This window comes from Bacteroides zoogleoformans, assembly GCF_002998435.1.
In the GTDB taxonomy this organism is placed as follows: Bacteria; Bacteroidota; Bacteroidia; order Bacteroidales; family Bacteroidaceae; genus Bacteroides; species Bacteroides zoogleoformans.
Window position 1 is genome coordinate 314,759 of sequence record NZ_CP027231.1, and the last position, 24,210, is coordinate 338,968.

The 24,210-nt window shown below is 43.5% G+C and carries 21 protein-coding genes and 1 pseudogene; 11 read left to right on the forward strand and 11 right to left on the reverse strand.

Features of this window, described 5'->3' with window-relative positions; translation table 11 throughout:
• Positions 1 to 32: 32 nt before the first annotated feature.
• Complete coding sequence (locus C4H11_RS01395) at positions 33 to 392, reverse strand: hypothetical protein (protein WP_234819850.1); 360 nt, start codon at positions 390 to 392, stop codon at positions 33 to 35.
• Between C4H11_RS01395 and C4H11_RS14615 the strand changes: the two are divergent.
• Positions 375 to 1,596: pseudogene (locus C4H11_RS14615) on the forward strand (IS256 family transposase). The gene C4H11_RS01395 and the pseudogene C4H11_RS14615 sit on opposite strands and share 18 nt — an antisense overlap.
• Before the next feature lie 277 nt (positions 1,597 to 1,873).
• Here the strand turns inward: C4H11_RS14615 and C4H11_RS01405 are convergent.
• Together C4H11_RS01405 and uxaC are read right to left on the reverse strand one after the other, a co-directional pair.
• Positions 1,874 to 3,256 carry a peptide MFS transporter gene (locus tag C4H11_RS01405; protein ID WP_106040174.1) on the reverse strand — a complete coding sequence of 461 codons (1,383 nt, stop codon included), beginning with the start codon at positions 3,254 to 3,256 and terminating at the stop codon, positions 1,874 to 1,876.
• A gap of 325 nt (positions 3,257 to 3,581) precedes the next feature.
• Entirely contained in the window at positions 3,582 to 4,988 is a 1,407-nt protein-coding gene (gene uxaC / locus C4H11_RS01410; protein WP_106040175.1) for a glucuronate isomerase, read from the reverse strand.
• Positions 4,989 to 5,221: 233 nt separating this feature from the next.
• On the opposite strand from uxaC, the gene C4H11_RS01415 reads away from it, so the two are divergent.
• Both C4H11_RS01415 and C4H11_RS01420 read left to right on the forward strand, forming a co-directional pair.
• A complete protein-coding gene (locus C4H11_RS01415) occupies positions 5,222 to 6,283 on the forward strand; it encodes a LacI family DNA-binding transcriptional regulator (protein WP_106040176.1) in 1,062 nt (353 codons plus the stop codon).
• Positions 6,284 to 6,353: 70 nt separating this feature from the next.
• On the forward strand, positions 6,354 to 7,793 hold the full coding sequence (locus C4H11_RS01420) for a tagaturonate reductase (protein ID WP_106040177.1): 1,440 nt from the start codon (positions 6,354 to 6,356) through the stop codon (positions 7,791 to 7,793).
• 40 nt (positions 7,794 to 7,833) lie between these two features.
• Here the strand turns inward: C4H11_RS01420 and C4H11_RS01425 are convergent, their stop codons facing one another.
• Positions 7,834 to 8,355 (reverse strand): FHA domain-containing protein, encoded by a 522-nt coding sequence (locus C4H11_RS01425; protein WP_106040178.1) that lies wholly within the window; start codon positions 8,353 to 8,355, stop codon positions 7,834 to 7,836.
• Between the two features lie 48 nt (positions 8,356 to 8,403).
• Positions 8,404 to 9,450 (reverse strand): HU domain-containing protein, encoded by a 1,047-nt coding sequence (locus tag C4H11_RS01430; protein ID WP_106040179.1) that lies wholly within the window; start codon positions 9,448 to 9,450, stop codon positions 8,404 to 8,406.
• 266 nt (positions 9,451 to 9,716) lie between these two features.
• Between C4H11_RS01430 and rfbC the strand changes: the two genes are divergently transcribed.
• The 3 genes from rfbC to C4H11_RS01445 are packed head-to-tail and all read left to right on the forward strand — an operon-like array spanning position 9,717 to position 12,407.
• Positions 9,717 to 10,265, forward strand: a complete 549-nt coding sequence (rfbC, locus tag C4H11_RS01435) for a dTDP-4-dehydrorhamnose 3,5-epimerase (RefSeq protein WP_106040180.1) — start codon at positions 9,717 to 9,719, stop codon at positions 10,263 to 10,265.
• 3 nt (positions 10,266 to 10,268) lie between these two features.
• Complete coding sequence (locus C4H11_RS01440) at positions 10,269 to 11,582, forward strand: UDP-glucose dehydrogenase family protein (protein WP_106040181.1); 1,314 nt, start codon at positions 10,269 to 10,271, stop codon at positions 11,580 to 11,582.
• 24 nt (positions 11,583 to 11,606) lie between these two features.
• The gene (locus C4H11_RS01445) at positions 11,607 to 12,407 is read left to right on the forward strand and encodes a DUF4738 domain-containing protein (protein WP_106040182.1); all 801 of its coding nucleotides are present in this window, start codon (positions 11,607 to 11,609) and stop codon (positions 12,405 to 12,407) included.
• Between the two features lie 45 nt (positions 12,408 to 12,452).
• Here the strand turns inward: C4H11_RS01445 and C4H11_RS01450 are convergent, their stop codons facing one another.
• Complete coding sequence (locus C4H11_RS01450; protein ID WP_106040183.1) at positions 12,453 to 13,706, reverse strand: DEAD/DEAH box helicase; 1,254 nt, start codon at positions 13,704 to 13,706, stop codon at positions 12,453 to 12,455.
• 83 nt (positions 13,707 to 13,789) lie between these two features.
• Entirely contained in the window at positions 13,790 to 15,019 is a 1,230-nt protein-coding gene (gene serB / locus C4H11_RS01455) for a phosphoserine phosphatase SerB (protein ID WP_106040184.1), read from the reverse strand.
• A 273-nt stretch (positions 15,020 to 15,292) separates the two neighbouring features.
• On the opposite strand from serB, the gene C4H11_RS01465 reads away from it, so the two are divergent.
• The 5 genes from C4H11_RS01465 (at position 15,293) to C4H11_RS01490 (ending at position 18,988) form a co-directional block, all read left to right on the forward strand.
• On the forward strand, positions 15,293 to 15,793 hold the full coding sequence (locus C4H11_RS01465) for a peroxiredoxin family protein (RefSeq protein WP_106040185.1): 501 nt from the start codon (positions 15,293 to 15,295) through the stop codon (positions 15,791 to 15,793).
• A gap of 404 nt (positions 15,794 to 16,197) precedes the next feature.
• Positions 16,198 to 16,713 (forward strand): NimIJ family nitroimidazole resistance protein, encoded by a 516-nt coding sequence (locus tag C4H11_RS01475; RefSeq protein WP_106040187.1) that lies wholly within the window; start codon positions 16,198 to 16,200, stop codon positions 16,711 to 16,713.
• Positions 16,714 to 16,894: 181 nt separating this feature from the next.
• A complete protein-coding gene (locus C4H11_RS01480) occupies positions 16,895 to 17,395 on the forward strand; it encodes a pyridoxamine 5'-phosphate oxidase family protein (RefSeq protein WP_106040188.1) in 501 nt (166 codons plus the stop codon).
• A 2-nt stretch (positions 17,396 to 17,397) separates the two neighbouring features.
• The gene (locus C4H11_RS01485; protein ID WP_106040189.1) at positions 17,398 to 18,144 is read left to right on the forward strand and encodes a protein-ADP-ribose hydrolase; all 747 of its coding nucleotides are present in this window, start codon (positions 17,398 to 17,400) and stop codon (positions 18,142 to 18,144) included.
• Positions 18,145 to 18,148: 4 nt separating this feature from the next.
• Positions 18,149 to 18,988, forward strand: coding sequence for an SIR2 family NAD-dependent protein deacylase (locus C4H11_RS01490; protein ID WP_234819851.1), 840 nt, complete (start codon positions 18,149 to 18,151; stop codon positions 18,986 to 18,988).
• A 133-nt stretch (positions 18,989 to 19,121) separates the two neighbouring features.
• Here the strand turns inward: C4H11_RS01490 and C4H11_RS14125 are convergent, their stop codons facing one another.
• The 4 genes from C4H11_RS14125 to lon are packed head-to-tail and all read right to left on the reverse strand — an operon-like array spanning position 19,122 to position 24,038.
• Entirely contained in the window at positions 19,122 to 19,259 is a 138-nt protein-coding gene (locus C4H11_RS14125; protein ID WP_164996499.1) for a hypothetical protein, read from the reverse strand.
• 47 nt (positions 19,260 to 19,306) lie between these two features.
• Entirely contained in the window at positions 19,307 to 20,443 is a 1,137-nt protein-coding gene (locus C4H11_RS01495; RefSeq protein WP_106040191.1) for an LptF/LptG family permease, read from the reverse strand.
• On the reverse strand, positions 20,440 to 21,570 hold the full coding sequence (tgt, locus tag C4H11_RS01500) for a tRNA guanosine(34) transglycosylase Tgt (protein WP_106040192.1): 1,131 nt from the start codon (positions 21,568 to 21,570) through the stop codon (positions 20,440 to 20,442). The genes C4H11_RS01495 and tgt overlap by 4 nt, the downstream gene beginning before the upstream one ends.
• Positions 21,567 to 24,038, reverse strand: coding sequence for an endopeptidase La (gene lon, locus C4H11_RS01505; RefSeq protein ID WP_106040193.1), 2,472 nt, complete (start codon positions 24,036 to 24,038; stop codon positions 21,567 to 21,569). The genes tgt and lon overlap by 4 nt, the downstream gene beginning before the upstream one ends.
• Positions 24,039 to 24,210 lie beyond the last annotated feature (172 nt).

Consider the following 24,210-nt stretch of genomic DNA (forward strand, 5'->3'; position numbering starts at 1 on the left):
TAACTTTGATAGCTATTCCCGTTATTTATATATTATCTGCCTTTTAAGAACTTAAATAGACTATTTAGATTAATTCCAATACCACCCACGTTTGGTTCAAGAATTAGTGTATCATTAAGTATTTTGCCAACGCCACCTTTTAACTCTTTCTTCACTCTGAAATCTTGAATAGCTTTCTCTTCTCTAATATCTTGAAATATCTTCTCAAGAAGTGATACTACATCTTGAGGACGTTGGCAAATTTTCCGTATTTCTAAAAATACAAATTTATCTTTGGGAATGGCACTATAAAATATTTTGTGTAAATGTAAAATACGGGATTCAGTATGAGTTCCGTATTTTTTATTTAATAGCTTTGCAAAATGAAGAAGATTATGAAAGAGAAGAATCATGTAGTGCCTGAGAGGTATTAAGTAAGGAGTTCCTTAGTCAGTTCAAGACAGAATCTGATGTCAGCAAATTTCTGAAGCAGTTACACGCGCAGGTATTGGAGAAAATGCTTGAAGGTGAGATGGATGCGCATCTGGGTTATGAGAAGAATTCGTTTTCCGGTCGTAACAGCGGTAATTCCCGTAACGGCAGCTACCCCAAGAAAATCCAAACCGAACACGGTGAAGCGGTCATACCTATTCCCCGTGACCGTAACGGTCAATTCGAGCCCATAGTTGTTCCCAAACATGAGAGCCGTGGGCTTTCTATAGAAAAACTTGTTATCTCCTTATATGCCAAAGGAATGAGCGTGTCCGACATTGAAGAGGAAATGCGTGAAATCTATGAAATAGAACTTCCACATCAGCCATTTCCATCATTACGAACAAAGTCAACCAGGGGCTGCTCAGGAATGGCAGAACTGCCCTTTGGATCCTGTCTATCTTATCGTTTGGATGGACGGTATTGTATTCAAGGTTCGTGACAACGGAAAAATCATCAACAAGACTGTCTATCTCTGTATCGGTTTGAAACAGAACGGCTTGAAAGAAGTCCTTGGCATGTGGGTGGGAAAATCAGAAAGTTCTTCATTCTGGATGGGTGTCCTGACAGATTTGAAGGCTCGCGGAGTGCAGGACATACTGATTACCTGCACTGACAACCTGAACGGGTTTACCGACACCATACGTGCCGTATTTCCTCAGTCTTCCACGCAAAATATGTGTTGTACATCAGATCAGGAACTCCTGTAAATATGTCGTTTACAAGGACAAGAAAGAGTTTACAGCCGATATGAAGAACATCTATAACGCGCCCAACAAGGAGGCTGCTGCCGTGGAATTGGATAATTTGGAAAAGAAATGGGGCGGGAAGTACCCTTATGCCATCCTCTCATGGAGGAATAACTGGGATGACCTGACTGTTTTCTTCCAGTTTCCATTGGAAATCAGGAAAATAATCTACACAACAAATCTCATAGAAAATCTGAATGGAAAAATCAGAAAGTACACTAAATCAAAACTTTCATTCACGTCGGATGATGCTGTGAAGAAAATGGTATACCTGTCTTTGATGGAGATTGAGAAGAAGTGGACAATGCCGATTACTAACAGGGGATTGATTATGAACCAATTTATGCTTATTTTTGAAAACAGAATCCAGATATAAGAGAACTTATAACTGAATCCCGTTTCTATTTACACAAAATTATGGATACTGCCGAAAATATAGAAAAACTTATTCTATAATTCCGATTTTTGTCTTATCTTTGCGTTTGAAGAGTTCTTTGAAGGTTACGCAACGTACAGAAAAATAATGCAGTAGATAACTAACTTAATCGTAACCTATTACTATTATGAGTAATAAACTTATGCTCATTCCCAGCAAATTACATTCTTTTCGTAACTTCGTTACACAAATATACAAAAATTATGCGACATGGAATTTATGCTTTCTTCTTTTTGTCAATGATTCCTGTGGTTTTGGCAAAAACGGATAGTGCAATTGCGGCAACCAGTCCGATACCGGCAAAGTAGTACCAGATATAATGCGCATTAGTGCTGGCTGCTTCCCACGCTTCTCGTGTCTCAAACAAAAGCGGGTCGGGGCAGTATTCTGTCAGAAGCACACCGGCAATGCCGAATCCGAAAATGGAAGACAAGAATGAATGGAGATGGCTGAATCCGAGATACATACCTTCTTCTCCCTTAGGGGCCTGTAAAGAGAAATATTCCAGATAGCGTGGGGAGATGAAGCATTCTGCCAAAGCCTGCACCACGATACCCAGCACCATCATCAGCGTGATGTTGCTCATGCCACCGATCACCTCATTATCCAATAGATTGCCGCATGCCATCAGCAATGCCGAGATGGGAATCAGAAACATGCCTATATTCATGGATAAGATGGCCGAACGTTTTGCCATCAGCCGGGTGATGAAGCTTACGCAGCAGACCACGACCAATGGATTCACATTGGCTATCCATCCCGGCTTAGCCGTTTCGCCTGCCATGCGAATCACGTATTTGGGCATGGTGGCATACAATTGCTGCTGCACCATCCAGAAGCCCGTGACGATAAGAATAAGAATCAGTAAACGCCAGTTGGTGATGATGCGCATAAATCCCCGGCCTATTTCGCGCATGCTCTTTCCTTCGCCGGCCGTATGTGCCGATTTATACAATAGAATGACGGATAGCAAAGCCAGGATTGTCATTGCGGCCGAGAAATAATTGATGTAAATATAAGCTTGTTCACCGATGAGATTCCGCAATGGGTCGACAATGGTTTTTCCGGTGAAAGCTCCTATGTTGACCATCATGTAGAAAATGGAATATCCCCGTGCCCGGGTAGCTTCTGTCGTTTCTTTGGCCACTGACCCCGATATGATGGATTTGATAAATGAGCCTCCTACCATGATGACAAACAAAATGGGAACAATCATCCACTTGTTGTTACTCTCCGGTAATCCGGAGAAACGAGTCACCTCACCATATTCCACCAATCCGGCTGCTTCCAGCAGAGTAGGGAGCAGGCCCAGCCCCAAATATCCCACGGAAAGCAACGAAAAAGCTATAAGCATCGATTTCCTGAAACCTATTTTGTCGGCATACGCTCCGGAAAAGATAGGTAACAGATAGAGCCCGCCCGAAAACAAGCCGGAAATCATACTCGCTTCAAAATCATTGAAACCTAAAATGTTGGAAAGATAAATGGTGAGAACAATAAATACGGCATAATATGCCATACGCTCAAACAGTTCGACTGTGTTACTTACCCAAAAGGCCTTGCTGAAACCTTTGGTGGTGGCTTGGGGCGATTGCGTCATCCTTAATGTTTTTTGTTGGGTTGATAGAAAATAAACGCAAAAATACATTTTTAGAATAAAAGAAGCAAATGTCTTTTTCTTCTTATCGATTGATTATTTGTGGCAAGGCTATTAATCAGAAGAGGAGCGGGGCTTGGATGCAAAAGTTACCGGGAAAGGAATAGTTTGGTAACTTATTGAAAATAGGCGTTTTACGCTTGTATAAGTGTGAGATTGCGCTTGTACAAGTGAAAGCTTGCAGTTGTACAACCGTAATCCCACACTTCAGGAACGATATGGTGTGGGCTTACGGGTGCTTTGCCCGGCGGTTAAGATTAGGCTGCTGTCAGAATCGGAAGAAGTTCTTAGCGTTATGATAGCTGATATCTTCAATCATCTGATTTACACGTTCCATTTCGGATGCGGGAATTTCACCGTTTTCCACATCACGTCCCACAAGGTTGCACAACGTGCGACGGAAGTATTCATGACGAGGATAGGAGAGGAAAGAACGGGAATCGGTCAGCATACCTACAAAACGGCTCAGTAATCCCAGCACGGAAAGCGCGTTCATCTGTTTCTCCATACCGTCTTTTTGGTCAAGGAACCACCAACCGGAGCCGAATTGTATCTTACCGGCGACAGTTCCATCCTGAAAGTTCCCCAACATAGTAGCAATCACCTCATTAGCGCATGGATTGAGATTGTAGAGGATGGTCTTCGTAAGCTTTCCTTCCGAGTTCAGACGGTCAAGGAACTTAGCCATTGCTTTCGCCGTAGTAAATTCGCCGATTGAATCAAAGCCGGTGTCAGGCCCCAACAATTTAAACATCTTGCTGTTGTTGTTGCGGATGGCTCCATAATGGAACTGTTGCGTCCACCCCTTTTCCCAATCCATTTCTCCAAACACGACCAACATGGCCGACTTGAATTTCAAGACCTCTTCTTTAGTCAGCATCTTGCCGCCATACACCTTATTGAATATAGCATTGATTTCCGCATCCGTATAATCTTCAGCATAGAACTCTTCAATGCCATGATCGGATAACTTGCAACCTTGTCCGGCAAAGAAGTCATGACGTTTGCGCAAAGCGGCAATCATGTTGTCGAAACTCGAGATGCTAACACCACTCACCTCTGCCAGCTTTTCTGCGTAAGCGCGGAAGTCGGCAGGATTTTCCACCGCCATAGCCTTGTCGGGACGCCAAGTAGGCAACATCTTTATCTCAAAACCGCTTTCGCGAGTCCTGATGTGGTATTCCAAGGAATCAATGGGATCATCGGTCGTGCAAACCACTTCCACGTGATAACGCCGCATCATGCCGCGTGCCGAATATTCCGGCCGCTTCAGTTTTTCGTTGCATTCCTCATATATATCACGTGCGGTTTTAGGATTCAGAATCTTATCAATGCCAAAAGCTGTTTTTAGTTCAAGATGAGTCCAATGATACAACGGATTGCGGAAAGTGTAGGGTACGGTTTCCGCCCATTTCTCGAATTTCTCCCAATCGGTGGTATCTTTACCCGTACAGAAGCGTTCATCCACACCATTGGTACGCATGGCACGCCATTTGTAATGGTCTCCACCCAGCCAGATTTCCGTCAAGGACTTAAACTGATAATCATCTGCCACCATTTGAGGAATCAAGTGACAGTGATAATCGATAATCGGCATTTTAGCCGCATGCTCATGATACAACTTCTGTGCAGTTTCTGTTTGCAACAAGAAGTTCTCATCCATAAAGTTCTTCATCTTTTTGTGTTTTAAATATCTAAAAATATTACTTGTCTGATATTATACGTTTATAGCATTGATTTTAAGGGAATAAGGCTAATAATTCTTTTTTGTTTTTATTAACCGTTATCGAACACAAAAGTAGAAATTTTACTTGGAGGAACAAAATAATTCGTATCTTTGCGGCGAATATTTATAATATTTAAGTTTTAAACGTCCACACCTTTATCGACTCAGGAATACACCTTAAAATGGGGAATAAGATTTATACCATTAAAGACATTGCACGTATGGCAGGCGTCTCTGCCGGAACCGTGGATCGCGTATTGCACAATCGCGGAGACGTATCTCTTGCCAGTAGGGAGAAAGTTCAGAAAGTGCTCGATGAGATAGACTATCAGCCAAACATGTTTGCCATCGGGCTGGCTGCCAAGAAACGCTACCGCATTGTTTGCATTATACCTTATTATATAGAGCACGATTATTGGCATGCCGTAGCCCAAGGAGTAGGGCGTGCTGCGCAAGAACTCCATCCTTTTAATGTAGGAGTGGACTTTTTATATTATTCGCATGCCGACAAGCAGTCTTACGAAGAGGCATGCCGGTTTCTTCAACAAGAATCGGCCGATGCAGTATTGATTGCACCGAACTTCGAAGAAGAGACGCTGAAGCTTACATCTTATCTCGAAAAGAATGACATTCCTTACGCGTTTGTCGATTTCAACATTGAGCACACACATGCCTTATGCTATATCGGACAAGATTCCGGAGTCAGCGGCTACATTGCCGCCAAGATTCTGATGAATAGTTATGAAGCGGGGCAGGAGCTTGTGCTTTTCCTTAACAGCCAGAAGGACAATCCGGCAGAGATACAGATGCAGCGCCGCCTGGAGGGCTTCATGCAATATCTTACCGAGAGGCACTACGACCTGCCCATTCACGACGTCATTCTGCACAAAGAAGACGCAGATGCCAATCAACAGATATTAGATACGTTCTTTAATGAACATCCAAAGGCTGTTTTAGGGGTGGTATTCAATTCCCGCGTATATCAGGTGGCGCACTATTTGCAGACAAAAGAACAGAAGTTGAAGAATCTGTTAGGCTACGACCTTCTGCAAAAGAACGTGGAATACCTGAGAACGGGCGAAGTGAACTATCTCATCGGCCAACGCCCCGGCCTGCAAGGCTATTGCGGAATAAAAGCCTTGTGCAACCACATCGTATTCAAAAAAACGGTTACAGCCGTAAAATACATGCCCATTGATGTCATGATGAAAGAAAACATTGACTTTTATTTTGAATTCGAGTAGTCTTCATACATCTTTCAATCGGACTGATAATAACAAATTATCCTATCAATCATTTAAACCTATTTTTAAAATGAAAGCATTAAACAAAGAAACAGCGGTGAAAGTACAACGTCCGGAACGTATCATCCAGTTTGGCGAAGGAAATTTCCTGCGTGCGTTTGTGGATTGGATTATCTACAACATGAATCAAAAGACCGATTTCGATAGCAGCGTAGTGGTAGTGCAGCCCATCGACAAAGGTATGGTGGATATGCTGAATGCGCAAGATGACCTTTATCACCTTAATCTGCAAGGTCTGGAGAAAGGAGAAACCGTTAACAGCCTGACTTTGATTGACGTAATCAGCCGTGCTTTGAATCCTTATACGCAAAACGAAGAGTTTCTGAAGCTGGCAGAACAACCGGAAATGCGCTTTGTCATCTCCAACACAACCGAAGCGGGGATTGCCTTTGACCCTTCATGCAAACTGACCGATGCTCCCGCCTCTTCCTATCCGGGCAAACTGACACAGTTGCTGTATCATCGTTTCAAGACATTCAATGGCGACAAGAGCAAAGGGCTTATCATCTTCCCCTGCGAATTGATTTTCCTAAATGGACATAAACTAAAAGAAACGATTTATCAATACATCGAATTGTGGCAGTTGGGCGATGAGTTCAAAACCTGGTTCGAAGAAGCTTGTGGCGTATATGCTACCTTGGTCGACCGCATCGTACCGGGTTTTCCTCGCAAGGATATCACCGCTATCAAAGAACAGTTGCAATACGATGACAACCTTGTTGTACAAGCAGAGATTTTCCATCTGTGGGTAATCGAGGCTCCAAAAGAAGTGGCAAAAGAGTTCCCCGCAGATAAGGCCGGCCTGAACGTGCTGTTCGTTCCTTCTGAAGAACCATACCACGAAAGGAAGGTTACACTGCTGAATGGCCCTCACACTGTTCTGTCTCCGGTATCCTACCTCTCCGGAATCAATATTGTCCGTGACGCTTGCCAACATCCGGTAATAGGCAGATACATCAACAAAGTGATGTTTGACGAGCTAATGGAAACATTAAACTTGCCTAAAAACGAGCTGAAGAAGTTTGCGGAAGATGTGTTGGAGCGTTTCAACAATCCGTTTGTCGACCATGCCGTAACCAGCATCATGCTAAATTCATTCCCCAAATATCAGACTCGCGACCTTCCGGGGTTGAAGACCTATCTGCAACGCAAAGGTGAATTACCTCAAGGATTGGTGCTCGGTCTTGCGGCCATCATTACATATTACAAAGGCGGCGTTCGCGAGGATGGTGCTGAAATCGCTCCAAACGATGCACCTGAAATCATGAAACTGCTGAAAGATTTGTGGGCGACCCGCGATACTCAGAAAGTAACGGAAGGAGTATTGGGCGCAACGTTTATCTGGGGAGAAGACCTGAATTCCATTCCCGGACTTAGTGCTGCTGTGAAAGCCAACTTAGATTCTATTTTGTCTAAGGGAATGTTGGAAACAGTGAAAAGTATTCTCTAAGAAGTCTTCCCAAGGGTCTGATGGCTCTTGGGGATTCTTTCTATTCTGCCGTGCGCAGAATAAAGGTGGTGGCGCCAATAGTTACAATTGCTCCATCCTTAATGTGTATATGATCTTTTTCGCCTAAAAGTTCATTGTTCAGGAAAGTACCTGTCAGACTGAGAGCATCGCGTAGCGTATATACCAATTCGCCTTGCTTGTTACGTTTCACATTGATAATGCAATGCCTGCGATCCATGCTCATATCCGAACTTTCTATGGGAACATGAACAATTGTTCCCACACAACGACGCCCTATCACATTATCTCCTTCTTTAAGAGGCAGTATCTGTTTGAATCCAAATACATTTTCTATAACCGTTATGCTGCCGAAAGATTTTTTATATTCTTCTTCATTGAGAAGCTCCTCTTTTTGAGAAACTTGGTTCTTTGTTTTACCTAAACGAATGCTGAATTGTTTTTTGCATTGCTCGCAAACGAAGACCAATGACTGACCTTCGCTATACTTTGTTTCATCGAACATTAAATAACTCTCGCATTTGGGACAACGGATTCGCTTCATTGGCTGTCAAAGTAATTTTATAATTGATGAATAGGGTGAGAGATACTCTTATTTCTTCAGTACCCACGCGTTCTGATAAGCTTCATTCTTACGAATTTCAGTCAAAGCCTGATAAACTTCCGCTTCTGTGCTGCACGACAGAATGCTGACACGCATCTTGCCATCACCTATGATAGCTTTTGCACCTGAAAATCCTTTTTGTATCAGGTGTTCCGCCATCAGCTGTGCATCTTTCTCTGTTCCCACACTTGCAACAATGATGTGATAAGGTAGGGGAGGAGGAACGGGCTTGACAATCTCCGGAGCATCTACTGTCTGAGTGACCGCTGTTACCGGACGCGAGACATTTGCCATGACTTCGGGTTTTGCAGGTGCAAGAGCAACCGGATTTTTTTTATTCTTTACCGTTTTTGAAACAATTGGAGTAAAGGCCAGAGATTGCTTCTCTATCTTCTTAAAAAGATCCCCGGGAAGCAGTTGCGCATAATTTCCTTCTAAAACTTCCGTGTTTTCCAACGGAGTGGACAGCAGGAAGAATAACACAACGGCCGCTATCATAGCCACAGCATTCGATAAGTACGAACGGTTAATCTTGATTTCAAAGTTCCTTTTCTTATTCCCCTCTATTGCCGGTGTCAAAGGAATGAGCTTTCCTCCGGTAGTTTGCGTCAAAGCAGATAGCTTTTTCATTTCAAAGCTATCCAGGCCATATAGATAAGGGCTGGTGATTTTATCATCGTAAGGAATAAATTCATAGGTTCCATAGATAGAGTAACGAAGTTCTCCTACATTGGGTAAATCCAGTTTCCCTTCTTCATGAAGAGTGGCAAAAATATCTTCCACTTTCCTTTCGATTATTCTGGTAGCATCTGCAAAACTGGTGTTATAGACAGCCATATAAGATTGCACCAACACTCCATCATTCATTGTCAGTTGGGGATTGAAGCCGATGATACGGGTAGGGGGCAGGAAGAGGCTCTCTTCCTCAATCCTTGTCGCCGAGGTGTAGTGAGCAACAAAGCCGCCTAATCCCGGAACAATGACACAATCATTTTCCAGTAATAATGCTTCTATGTGTTGTGATAACTCAATCATGCAACAAAAGTAACTGAAATATCCGATATAAACCAGCTTTCGGTACTTTTTCTTATCAAGAATTTATAAAGAACACACTTTTACTTGCCGCAATAACAGTATAAAAAAAAGCTTTTTCAAACCACGCAATAAGAAACAGTTTTTTTTCATACATTTGCAATGTTTTTATAGGTCTTTCTGATGTAGAAAGACAGAAGTTTGGTGCTCTATAAAGCAGAATAGAACCAAGCTATTATAAAAGAAAATACTTAAATCATTTTGAGAGAATGAACTATATACAGACAGAGATTGATGGCGTATGGCTGATTGAACCAAAAATTCTTCATGACGCTCGCGGATATTTCATGGAGGCATTTAAAGAAGAAGAGTTTCGCGCCCATATAGGAGATGTTCACTTTATTCAGGATAATGAATCTAAGTCTTCTTTCGGGGTGCTGCGTGGTTTGCATTATCAGAAAGCGGAATACAGCCAGGCCAAGCTGGTACGTGTCCTATGCGGAAGGGTATTGGATGTAGCTGTCGACTTAAGAAAATCATCCTCTACATTCGGTCGATATGTCAGCGTGGAGCTGAGTGGAGAAGACAAACGACAGTTTTTCATCCCGAGAGGTTTTGCGCATGGTTTTTTGGTATTGAGCGATGAAGCTGTTTTTACTTATAAAGTGGACAATGCCTATACTCCCCAGTCCGAAGCGTCTATCCGCTATAATGACGAGACAATCGGCATAGAATGGCCCATTGCTGGAGAATCACTCATATTATCAGAAAAAGACAGACACGCCGCATCATTCAAAGATGCGGTTTATTATGAATAATCAATGAAAATAGCTATTGTTGGTACAGGCTACGTCGGTTTAGTGACCGGCACTTGTTTTGCGGAAATCGGTGTCAATGTAATTTGTGTAGACACTAACAGTGAAAAAATAGAAGCACTGAAAAAAGGCGTCATCCCCATCTATGAGAATGGATTGGAAGATATGGTAAACCGTAATGTGAAAGCAGGGCGCTTGCAATTCACAACTTCTTTAGAGAGTTGCTTAAACGAAGTGGACGTTGTGTTCAGTGCCGTGGGAACACCTCCCGACGAGGATGGCAGTGCCGACCTGAGTTATGTATTGGAGGTAGCTCGCACCATTGGACGAAATATGCAGAAGTATGTATTGGTGGTAACAAAAAGTACCGTACCTGTAGGTACTGCTCGGAAAGTGCGTGCGGCCATTCAGACTGAGTTGGACAAGAGAGGAGCAGATATTGAGTTTGATGTCGCTTCGAACCCGGAATTTCTGAAGGAAGGCAACGCCATCAATGACTTTATGAGTCCTGACCGTGTAGTAGTGGGGGTGGAATCGGAACGTGCGAAAGTGATAATGAGCAAACTGTATAAACCTTTCTTGCTGAATAACTTCCGCGTCATTTTTATGGATATACCTTCTGCCGAAATGACCAAATATGCCGCCAACTCCATGTTGGCCACCCGAATCAGCTTTATGAATGACATTGCCAATTTGTGTGAATTGGTGGGAGCTGACGTCAATATGGTACGGAGCGGTATAGGTTCTGATACTCGTATCGGACGCAAGTTCCTATATCCGGGCATCGGCTATGGGGGCTCTTGTTTTCCAAAAGACGTAAAGGCCCTGATAAAGACAGCCGAACAAAATGGATATAAAATGAGTGTGCTTCAAGCTGTAGAAGAAGTTAATGAGAACCAAAAAAGCGTCTTGTTCGAGAAGTTGCAGAAGCATTTCAATAACAACCTGAAAGGAAAGACCATTGCTCTGTGGGGATTATCGTTCAAGCCGGAAACAGACGATATGCGCGAAGCACCCGCCTTGGTCTTGATTGACAAACTATTGAAAGCCGGATGTAGCATACGGGCATACGACCCTGCTGCCATCAATGAATGCCGTCGCCGCATTGGCGATAGCATATTCTACGCGAAAGACATGTATGACGCTACACTGGACGCGGACGCATTGATGCTGATTACCGAATGGAACGAATTCCGTTTACCATCGTGGGCAGTCATCAAGAAGGCTATGAAGCAGTTGCTGATACTCGATGGGCGTAATATTTATGACAAAAAAGAACTGGAGGAACAGGGCTTTATATATCGTTGCATCGGTAAGTAAGTTACAGAATTTGAAGGAGAAACTATGAATATAAGACGAAGTACGATTCTCATTGTGCTTGTTCTTTTATCAGCATCATGCGGCAACAGGCAAAACGGAAGAATGTCTGAAAAAGAAGACATTACTGCCAAACAAATGTTGCAAGGCATTTGGGTGGATGACGAAACCGAAATGCCATTGATGCGCATTGAGGGAGACACAATCTATTATGCCGACTCTCAAAATATTCCAGTATCTTTTAAGATAGTCCAAGACACCATATACATATATAGTAAAGAGCCGGTAGCCTATAAGATAGATAAACAATCGGAATACAACTTTTGGTTTCATTCTCTGATGGCTGACGTTATTAAACTTCATAAATCGGAGAATACCGAGGACCTTCTGGCGTTCAGCAACGGTGATGTAGAGATTATTTCGTCAACGCCGGAAGTTGTAAAGAAAGACAGTATTATAATATACGAAGGCACGAGATACAGAGGGTATGTATATATCAATCCTTCTAAGATGAAAGTCTTTAAAACCTTTTATTCCGAGAATGGGCTCGGGGTTGATAATGTATATTATGATAATGTGATACACATCTGTGTGTACCAAGGTAGAAAAATGCTTTATGGACGAGACATTACCAAAAACATGTTCTCGGAACTTTTTTCTCCTGAAATGCTGAGTCAAAGCATTCTTGCGGATATGAATTTCGTGGGAGTGGATAGCGCAGGCTATCATTATCAAGCCACTATCGGTATCCCCGAAAGTTCGGCATATAACCTGATAGATATGATTATCGGATTCGATGGGAAGATAACAATAAGAAAGGCGGAGTGAGTTCCGCCTTTCTTATTGCTATACTTTCCTTTTCCTTTTTTAACTTCATGAACGTTTAGGCTTGTTGTTTTGCTTATTCCGGTTGCTTTTTTTTCTTGGCTGTTTACGCCCATTGTTATTCTCCCGTTTATTTCCATCGGATGACTTTGGATTATATTCCGGCGCTTTTCCGAGCTCCTCCGGAAACGGTATCTTATAAATATCTTTTTCCAGGAAACGCTCAATAGCCTTAAAACTCCCTTGTTCTTTTTCTGACACAAAAGTGATGGCTACACCGTCATTGTTCGCACGGGCTGTACGACCGATACGATGCACATAGTCTTCACTGTCATGAGGGACATCATAATTTATCACCAAACGAATATCATCAATATCAATACCTCTTGCCACGATGTCTGTAGCCACCAAGATATTGATACGTCCGGCCTTGAACTCATACATCACGGCTTCACGCTGTGCCTGCTCCAAATCCGAGTGCATCTCGCCGACATTCAGTTTCATTTGCTTCAAAGCTTTGGTCACCTCTTTTACTTTCAATTTGGAAGAAGCAAAAATGATGACGCGTTCCGGCGTTTCTTCAGCAAACAAATTGCGGATAATCCCCAACTTCTGATTTTCATAACAAACATAGGCTGCTTGCACAATCTTCTCTGCCGGCTTTGAAACTGCAAGTTTAACCTCCACCGGGTTATTGAGTATATTGTGAGCCAACTGTTGAATCTTAGCCGGCATGGTGGCAGAGAACATGATTGTTTGACGCTCTTTGGGAAGATACTTGACTATTTGCATGATATCATCATAAAATCCCATATCGAGCATACGGTCGGCTTCGTCCAAAATGAAATAAGAGACACGTGAAAGGTCAACATACCCCAGACTGAGATGAGCGATCAGACGGCCGGGAGTCGCAATGACTACATCAGCTCCTAAAGTCAGCCCCTTTTTTTGCTGCTCAAATAAAATTCCGTCATTACCGCCATATACAGCCACGCTGGATACAGGCATGAAGTAAGAAAAGCCTTCCATCTGCTGATCTATTTGCTGAGCCAATTCGCGAGTGGGGGCCATGACAATACAATTAATGGCATCAGCCGGATGCCCGCCTTCCGAAAGTTCGTTCAGTACGGGCAATAAATACGCTGCGGTTTTCCCGGTTCCGGTTTGTGCTACCGCTATCAAATCCCGTCCTTCAAGTATGACCGGAATAGATTTCTCTTGTATGGGTGTACACTCTTCAAAACGCATGGCATCCAGCGCATCGAGTACATTGTCATTTAAATTGAGTTCGGCAAAGTTCATGTATATCTTTAAATTTAAGCTTATTTCCGCTTTGGAGACAAAGATAGAAAAAAGACTTCTAAATTACATGCTATTGTTTTAAGTTATTGAGGAAGGTCAATATACGAATCCTTAAACCCTAAGAAATAGAGCACTCCGTCCAAGCCAATCGTATTTATAGACTGTTTGGCATTGGCCACCACCTTGGGCTTGGCGTGAAAAGCAATTCCCAGACCGGCAACACCAAGCATCGGTAAATCATTGGCTCCATCTCCCACGGCAATGGTTTGGGCAATATCCACTTTTTCAACTTGAGCTATCAGACGCAACAATTCGGCTTTTCGTTTGCCATCCACCACATCTCCCAAATAACGACCGGTCAACTTTCCATTTTCTATTTCCAATTCATTGGCATACACATAATCTATTCCATACTTCTTTTGAAGATATTGCCCAAAGTAAGTGAAACCTCCTGAAAGAATGGCTATCTTGTAGCCATATTTTTTCAATACATACATTAAACGATCCACTCCCTCTGTGATAGGTAGCCTTTCCGCAATCTCTTGCATCACAGACACATCTAAGCCTTTCAGCAGGGCCACTCGTTCGCGAAAGCTTTCTATGAAATCAATTTCCCCTCGCATGGCACGCTCGGTAATGGCTTTCACTTCTTCGCCCACTCCGGCACGCATGGCCAGTTCATCAATGACTTCGGTTTCAATCAACGTAGAATCCATATCGAAACATATCAATCTACGCATCCGGCGATACATGTTGTCCAACTGGAAGGAAAAATCCATTTCCAATTCTACTGCCAACTTCATCAATTCTTCTTGCATGGCAATACGATCTTTCGGAGTACCTCGTACCGAAAATTCAATGCATGCCCGTGTACGAGACTCGTACTCATTCAGCGGAATACGCCCTGTAAGGCGTTTGATGGCATCAATATTCATGCCCTGCTCTGCCAGAATGCGGGTTACGGCAGCAATCTGCCGGGCAGACAGCTTACGACCCAATAATGTAAGAATATAACGGTTCTTGCCCTGCATGCTCACCCAGTTCTCATACTCTTTCACTGTAATGGGATAGAAACGGACGGTTACTCCTAAAGAGGAGGCTTTAAAAAGCAGCTCTTTCATAATAAAACCTGAATGCTGCTCCTCTGTCTTACACAGAATTCCCAATGAAAGCGTATTGTGAATATCTGCTTGTCCTATATCTAAAATAGTAGCATCATATTTAGCCAGGATTTCTGTGACAGAAGCTGTCAAGCCGGGACGATCCTCCCCTGTAATACGAATCAGGATAAGTTCAGTGTTTAATTGTTGCATAAGCCATCTTTTTGATAATCTAATAGGTTACAAAAGTAGGTATTTTTTTTACTATCTATGCTAAATAACATAAAAAGATGGATACTAAAAGCAAGTTTTTTACTTGTTTATTTGGAGTTTTGTTTAATATTTACTTACCTTTGCACCCGATTTCTGAATAAAAAGCTTTGATTATCAATTGATTTACATCATCGAGGTCAAAGAAAACAATGTTCCGGGAAGAAATCACTGTTGAAGGACAGGCCCGGATAGTATTAACCAAAACCGCATTACATGAAATATGTAAAATGGATTTTTGTTGTATTACTAATAAGTTCCTTGACTTCTTTTGTGGAAAAAGACAAACCTACCGGAGGTTTGAATGTGGGTGACATGGCCCCGGATTTTACAATTCAAACCATGTCGGCTGGACAATCGCAAACAGACCTTTCAGACCTGAGAGGAAAGTATGTGCTGCTCAGTTTCTGGGCAAGTTACGATGCGCAATCCCGGATGCAAAATGTAAGTTTGAGCAATGCGCTTCGCTCCGCTTCCCCCAATAATGTAGAAATGGTTTCCATCTCATTCGATGAATATAATTCAATCTTTGAAGAAACCATTCGTAAGGACCAAATAGCTACGCCCACTTGTTTCGTGGAAACCAAAGGCGAATCTTCCGGCCTTTTCAAGAAATATCGCTTAAGCCGCGGATTTACCAGCTATTTATTGGATGATAATGGTGTAATTATTGCCAAAAACATCTCTGCTGCAGAACTTTCTGCTTACTTGAATTAAGCAAGGCACTTGTTTTTATTGCTTAATAATTAGTGAGATGAAAGTGGGAATGTTCTCCCGAAAGCTGTTTTCAACGGAAAGAGAGGGAACGAATAAAAGAGGAAAATGAATACAACAAAAAGCCCTTGGCGCACTTTGTGGCAGCACAAATGCGCCAGGGGCTTCTTCTTTTTCAGCTCTTATGAAAGCTGGGGTGTCAATCCTAAAAGCGAGGCTGAGTTGTGTGACGGCAGCCATGCATGAGATTCTCAAGTGTCATAAAATGGACACATATAAAGGTTTGCAAGATTTGTTTGTATGGAGCGATAGCCTGTATTTGTGTTATTATTCTTACCTTTGTCGCGCTTCGGAAGGAGACGCCAAGATAGTCTTGCAGCCCTCAGATAAGCAAAGTGACTATTATTATGAGTTCGGGAAATATGGAATTTAGAGAGATGCGTCGTAAGCGTCAGCAATTATCAGAAACGGAATGTATAGAGATTCTTGAGAAAGCCACATCGGGAATACTTGCCCTGCTGGGTGATGGCGACTATCCTTATGCCGTTCCTATCAGCTATGTCTATGCAGAAGGAAAGCTGTTTTTTCACAGCGCCTTGAAAGGGCATAAGGTTGATGCCATACGCAACTGCGACAAAGCCTCATTTTGCGTTATCGATAAGGATGAGATTCACGGCGAGGAGTACACTACATACTTCCGCAGTGTGATTGCCTTCGGTCGAGTACATATCCTTGAAGATGATGAAAAGAGGATGATAGCTGCCGAAATGTTAGGTAATCGCTATAATCCCGATGACGAGGAAGCGCTTCGCAAGGAAATTGCCAAAAGTTTCAATCACATGCTGGTCATCAGCCTTGACATTGAGCACATGACCGGCAAGGAAGCCATTGAACTGGTGAGGATGAAAAAGCAGAACACATAGCGATGAAATCACGTCTGTTAAGTTAAATGTTTGTTAAAGGCGTTTTGGAAAATCCCCTGTAATCTTTTAATTCCTACTTTTTGGTAAGTATATGACCATTTTGTGCCTTATTGCAAATCGTCGTTTCCCATATTACCTTTGCATCGTCAAAAAGGGAATAAACGTCAAAAAATAAAAGGCAATGGAACAGAATACGATTCAGACAGAGAATGGAAAGAGAAGCAGAGACTATGCAGCTGCACTTGATTTTCTAAGCAAACATAAGGAAGTTGCTTTCGCCACATGCGAGGACAATCGTCCCAAGATACGCGTCTTTCAAATAATGCGTCAAGAGGCAACAAGACTTTATTTCGCTACATCTGCACAAAAGGCCGTCTATCAACAGCTGAAGAGAAATCCGCACATAGAAATCCTTGCTCAGAAAGAACAGCTATCCGTGCGTTGTACCGGCAAGGCAGACTTCAACGTAAACAATGAATGTAAACAATGGATTTACAACAATAACCCCGTCCTACCACGGCTTTACAGCAGTTACGATAAACTGGCTTACTTCTCTCTCGATATTGAGGATATGGATTATTACGACCTTCGCCCAACTCCGCCCATACTTCGTCATTTTAATCTCCTTGAAGGAACGGAAACAGGTGGCTTTGTGGGAGAGCGGTTTGCACAGAAAGGATAACAATGGATAGATTAGAGAACATAAACCACGCACTACAAATGCTGTTGGAGGAAACGGGCGAAGAAATGACACTTCCTCAAACTCTTCCTCTTAAACAGCGATTGCTGCGAGCATTGATGAATGTCAGGCAACCGCTTCATCCCTCGCGAGAACTACTCAATGCACAAGACGAGGAACTAAGGCTACAGCGTGACGAAAAAGGAATTGTTGAAATAAACGGGGAAGGCTTACAGTTGTGGCAAGGTGACATAACCCGACTGAAAATAGACGCTATCGTCAATGCTGCCAATAGTCAGATGCTTGGTTGTTTTGTTCCTCTCCATTCGTGTATCGACAATGCCATCCATTCCGCGGCAGGCATACAGCTACGCTGTGCCTGCAACAAGATGATGCAGGCACAAGGGCACGAAGAACCCGCGGGACAAGCCAAGATAACGCCGGGCTTTAACCTCCCTGCACGTTATGTCATTCACACGGTTGGACCAATTATTCCTAATGGTGTGCCAACAAAAGAGCAAGAAGAACAGCTCGCTTCCTGTTATCGTTCGTGCCTTCAGATTTCCGAAAAACACAAACTGAAAAGTATTGCTTTCTGTTGCATCTCTACAGGTGTGTTCCGTTTTCCACAGAAATTGGCTGCCGAGATTGCTGTCAGTACCGTAAAAGCATATCCGATACAGCACTTGAAGACTATAGTATTCAATGTTTTCACCGATACCGATTATGACATCTACCAACAACTTATCTGAAAGAATGGCACATGTGCGAAGGCTCATTGACGATGCTGATTATATACTGATTGGTGCAGGGGCCGGACTCTCAGCGGCTGCCGGGTTAGACTATGGCGGGAAGGAGTTCGAGCAGGAGTTCCAACCGTGGATAGAACGGTATGGCATCACCGACTTGTATTCCTCGTCTTTCTATCCTTTCAAGACCGAAGAGGAGCGATGGGCATATTGGGCAAAACACATCTGGTTTTCCCGTTTCCGTCCTGAGGGAGCAAAACTGTATCGTAACATTCTGAGAATCATAGGAGGAAAAGAATATTTCGTAATAACAACCAATGTTGATGCACAGTTTGAGAAATCGGGATTTGCAAAGGAAAAGATATTCGCAACACAGGGCGACTATGCCTATCTACAAGCAAAAAGCGGACAGTCACAGACACTCTTCTACAACGAATTATGGGTGAAACGAGCCTTGGTGGCAACCGTAGACTGTAAAATACCCACAGAACTCATTCCGCTTCACCCTCAGACCGGAGAGCTGATGAGCCCTAATTTACGTTGCGATGACACTTTTGTAGAAGACGAGCAATGGCATCGGCAGGCGGAGGCGTATCACGACTTTGTTGAAAAAGCATGGAACAGCAAGCTGCTCCTGCTTGAATTCGGCGTCGGTTTCAACACACCGTCCATCATTCGTTTTCCGTTTGAACAAATGGCTGCAAGTAACCCAAATGTCTCACTCGTTCGCTTCAATCGTGATTATCCGCAAGTGATTCAAGAGAACATACATCATTTCACTTACTTTACGGAGGAACTGAATGAAGTAGCGGACAGTCTGCTTGCCGGTATAGATTCCAAGGTATAATCAAACTTAGGGGCTATCCCAATTTTGTGCATGATTTCCTCAACATGCTTTTCGACCATCGGAGCGAATGAAGAGTCTATATTCCCGTCGCCCATATTGAGGAAGCCACCGCTGAACGCCAGACCTTTGTAGTTCATTTTGCAGAACGAGAAGATTTGAGTGCAGGCAGGCGTTTTTTTAGCCTCTCCACAATCATTTTGTTGGCCACTGAAATTTGCTCGTAGGTATGGCCTGTTACGAGCAATACGTTTTCTGAACTTTTTGTTTCCATTTTAAAACCCTTTATTGTTTTATCCACTTGGTTTTTCGGGTTCTTGCTTACTTGGGTGCCTTTCTGTACAGATAGAATGCGATGAAAGCATAAAGCAGGTTAGGAATCCAGACTGCAATCACCGGAGGCACATTTCCATTTACGGCAAAAGTAGAAGCAATGGTCTGGAAAAGAATATAAGAAAAGCTTAGAGCCAGGCCTATCCCTAAGTGCAACCCCATGCCTCCCTTTGTTTTCCTTGAAGACAAAGAGACACCAATCAAGGTTAAAATAAAAGAGGCAAACGACATGGCAACCCGTTTGTGATATTCTATCTCAAACTCTTTGATATTGGCAAACCCTCGTTGCCGTTGGCGATCTATATACTCGCTCAATTGAGGGCTGGTCAACATTTCCTGCTGGTTTTTCATGATGAGAAAATCGGCAGGTTCCATAAAAAGGACAGTATCTATCAGGTCACCTTTCTCGATGCTTTCCTTCATGCCATCCATCCGGCGAATCATGTAATCTTTAACAGTCCATTTATGTACGGAAGTTGTGTCATACGTGATGGAGCGTGCCGTAAGATGAGACACCAGCTGCTTATCATTGAACTTATCCAAAGAAAAGCGATAGCCGGTTTTACTATAATCTTCAAAGCGCTCGATATAAGCAATGACTCCCGTATCCACTTCCAGTTGAACATTTCGTGCAGTATTTGCCTTACGGGATTTATAATACTTGTCTTCAAAATTGATACGTGTCACACTGCCTTTAGGAATGACGTACGAACCCAGGCTAAATGTCACCAACGCGATAATGGCTGCCGAAACCATGTATGGACGCAACATTCGCTTGAAGCTCATGCCCGTAGAAAACATTGCAATGATTTCTGAATTTTCGGCTAGTTTGGAAGTAAAGAAGATGACAGCAATAAATACGAACAGCGGACTGAACAGATTGGCGAAGTAGGGGATAAAATTCAGATAATAGTCAAAGATGATGGCGCTCCACGGGGCTTCGTGCGACATGAAGCGATCCATCTTCTCATTGAAATCAAAGACCACTGCAATCGAAATGATCAATGCAATGGCAAATACATATGTACCCAGAAATTTCTTAATGATATACCAATCCAGCCGCTTCAGATATTTACCCTTCGGCAGCTTGACTTCCTCCCATATCTTCCAGCTCCGGTTCTTCATAACCTTGTCGATACACGTTTTACCATCATCGGTTTCCAAGTAGCGAAGTCGCCGGCGATGATATGTTTGCGAGCTTCGCCCACCAGCCACAAGTAGAATGCCAGATTATGAATGGAGGCTATTTGCATGGCCAATAGTTCTTGCGCATGAAACAGATGGCGCAGATATGCTTTACTGTACAAGGCATCTACGTATGATGCGCCATCCGCCTCGATGGGAGAGAAGTCCGTCTCCCATTTCTTGTTACGCATATTGATGATGCCGTCTTTTGTAAATAGCATGCCGTTGCGCCCATTGCGGGTAGGCATCACGCAGTCAAACATATCGACTCCGCGCTCGATACCCTCCAGAATATTCACCGGTGTTCCCACTCCCATCAGATAACGCGGCTTATCTTTGGGAAGGATTCCGTTCACTAATTCTATCATTTCGTACATTTTGTCTACAGGCTCACCTACAGCCAATCCGCCGATGGCATTTCCATCCGCCTCCTTGGAGGCCACAAATTCTGCCGATTGTGTGCGGAGGTCTCTGTAGACGCAACCTTGCACAATGGGGAACAAAGATTGTCGATAGCCATATTTCGGTTCGGTTTCATTGAAACGTTTAATGCAACGATCCAACCAGCGATGCGTCAAGCCCAATGACCTTTTGGCGTATTCATAATCCGAGTTTCCGGGAGGACACTCATCAAAAGCCATCATGATATCCGCGCCTATGGTACGTTCTATATCCATCACTTTCTCCGGAGTGAAGATGTGCTTGCTACCGTCTATGTGCGAACGGAATTCCGCACCCTCTTCACGCAGCTTACGAATATCGGATAGCGAAAACACCTGAAAGCCACCGCTATCGGTCAGCATAGGGCGGTCGAAACCGTTGAACTTATGCAATCCGCCGGCTTTTTCAATCACTTCCAGCCCCGGCCGCAGATAAAGATGGTATGTGTTGCCCAATATGATTTGCGCCTTTATATCATCTTTCAATTCGGGAATGTGTACGCCTTTCACTGTTCCTACTGTCCCCACGGGCATAAAGATAGGAGTTGCAATTTGCCCATGGTCGGTAGTGAGCAGGCCGGCACGCGCATTTGTTTTGCTGTCTGTATATTGTAGTTCGAACGTCATCCTTCTTTCTTATCTTTTTTTACCGACAAGTCAATGGCATCAGCCACCTTTTCGTCAGTCAACGCAATGGCGAACACTTCTTTTATATCTTTTACGTAATGGAAAATAAGTCCCTGTAGATATATCTCTTGTATTTCTTCTATGTTTTTACGATTCTCATCGCTTAAGATGATTTCTTTGATACCGGCACGCTTGGCCGCCAAAATCTTCTCTTTGATGCCGCCAACCGGAAGCACTTTGCCGCGCAAGGTTATCTCTCCTGTCATGGCGAGATTGGCTTTCACTTTTCTTTGCGTAAGTGCGGATGCAAGGGAGGTTGCCATCGTGATACCTGCCGACGGGCCATCTTTCGGGATAGCGCCTTCGGGCACATGCACATGAATGTTCCAGTTATCAAAGATTTCGTCGTCAAGGTGCAATAAAGAGGAGTGTGCTTTGATGTACTCCAATGCCAACATGGCAGACTCTTTCATCACATCTCCCAAGTTTCCTGTCAGTGTCAGGCGTCCGCCTTTTCCGCGACTCAAACTGGTCTCCACAAAAAGAATCTCACCGCCCACAGCCGTCCATGCCAGACCTGTGACCACACCGGCATAGTCATTGCCCTGATATTTGTCACGAGTATATTCGGGTGCTCCCAAGAAGTCATACAAATCTCCCGGTTTTATCTCTTCTTTCGAGAAACAGCCGTTCGTGGCATATTGGCGTGCCGATTTGCGAAGAATCTTTCCGATTTTCTTTTCCAACTCGCGTACGCCGCTCTCACGAGTATAATTTTCAATGACAGCTTCCAATGTGTTCTTCGAGAACTTGATGGCATTCTTCTTCATACCATTGGCTTCCAACTCTTTCGGAACCAAATGGCGGCGGGCTATCTCTATTTTCTCTTCAGTGATATATCCACTGACCTCAATCAACTCCATACGGTCGAGCAATGGCCCGGGAATGGTGTTCAGATTATTGGCTGTGGCGATGAACATAACCTTGGACAAGTCGTAATCCACATCCAGAAAATTGTCATGGAACGTTGTGTTCTGTTCCGGGTCGAGCACCTCAAGCAGGGCAGAGGAGGGGTCTCCTTGATGGTCGGAGCCCACTTTGTCTATCTCATCCAGAATGAATACTGGATTGGAAGAACCGGCTTTTATCAAGCTCTTGATGATTCGCCCCGGCATTGCTCCGATATAGGTTTTGCGATGTCCGCGGATTTCGGCTTCATCGTGCACGCCCCCTAAGGACATGCGGATGTATTTTCGCTTCAAAGCTGCCGCAATGGAGCGTCCTAAAGATGTTTTCCCTACTCCCGGAGGGCCATACAAACAGATGATGGGAGCTTTCATATTGCCTTTCAACTTCAGTACGGCAAGGTGTTCCAGAATACGCTCTTTCACCTTCTCCAGGCCGTAATGGTCTTTATTCAGCGTTTTCTCGGCATTGGCAAGATTCAAATTGTCCGCAGTATATACCCCCCATGGCAGAGAAAGCATTGTCTGCAAATAATTCAGCTGTACGCTGTAGTCGGGAGATTGTGGGTGTGAACGTTCCAGTTTGTCTACTTCTTTCAAGAAAGTATCTTTCACTTCCTTGCTCCACTTTATCGTCTCCGCCTTTTGGCGCATTTCCTCTATTTCCTGCTCCTGTCCGCTGCCTCCCAGCTCATCTTGGATGGTTTTAATCTGTTGCTGCAAGAAATACTCGCGTTGCTGCTGGTCTATGTCCTCCCGCGCACGCATTTGAATGGATTCCTTTATCTCGGCCAACTGCACTTCGCGGTTCAATATTTCGAGCAAACGATAAGAACGAGCCCGCAAGGAGTCGATGTGCAACAATTCTATCTTTTCATCTTTTTTTAGCGGAAAATTCGTACAGATGAAGTTGACAAGGAACATGGGATTATTAATGTTCTTGATGGCAAATGCCGAATCTTGCGGAAACATCTCGGACGATTTGATGTAGCGTACGGTCAAATCCTTGCAGGCCTCTACCAATGCCTGGAATTCTTTGTCCTTCTTGTCAGGAAGGTCGTCATTCAGCGCTTCTATGCGTCCTTTCAAGTAGGGAACCGTATCTGTGATTTCTTTCAGCTCCAAGCGCTTGGAACCCTGAAGAATGACGGTAGTGCTCTGGTCGGGCATTTCAAGTATACGAACAATCTTGGCAATGGTGCCTACAGTATGCAAATCCTCAAAAAGCGGAGATTCTGTCTCAACCTGCTTCTGGCATACCACAGCTATGTATGAATTCTTCTTCTCTGCTTCCCGTACCAGCCTGAGGGACGATTTTCTCCCCACAGACACCGGCATAAACACACCCGGGAACAATACCATGTTTCGCAGAGGCAATATGGGCAATATCTCCTTAACTTCAATATCCATCAATTGTTCTTCGCTCCCTTCAAAATCTGCAATTACAGAGAAAGCATTCTCATCTCTATTTTCGATATCACTCAGATAATCTCTTTTCTTCATTTCTTTCTTTTTAGTTTATGTCATATCGGCAGGCCGATAAAACGCCTGCAAAGTTAATCTATTTCTTTATAACAGGAAGTTATTCGTTCTTTAAAAAGACAAAAACCATACCATTTTCGCGGCGGTTCTATCAGCTTTGATTATTTTTGAACCGAATTTAAAGAATACGGCT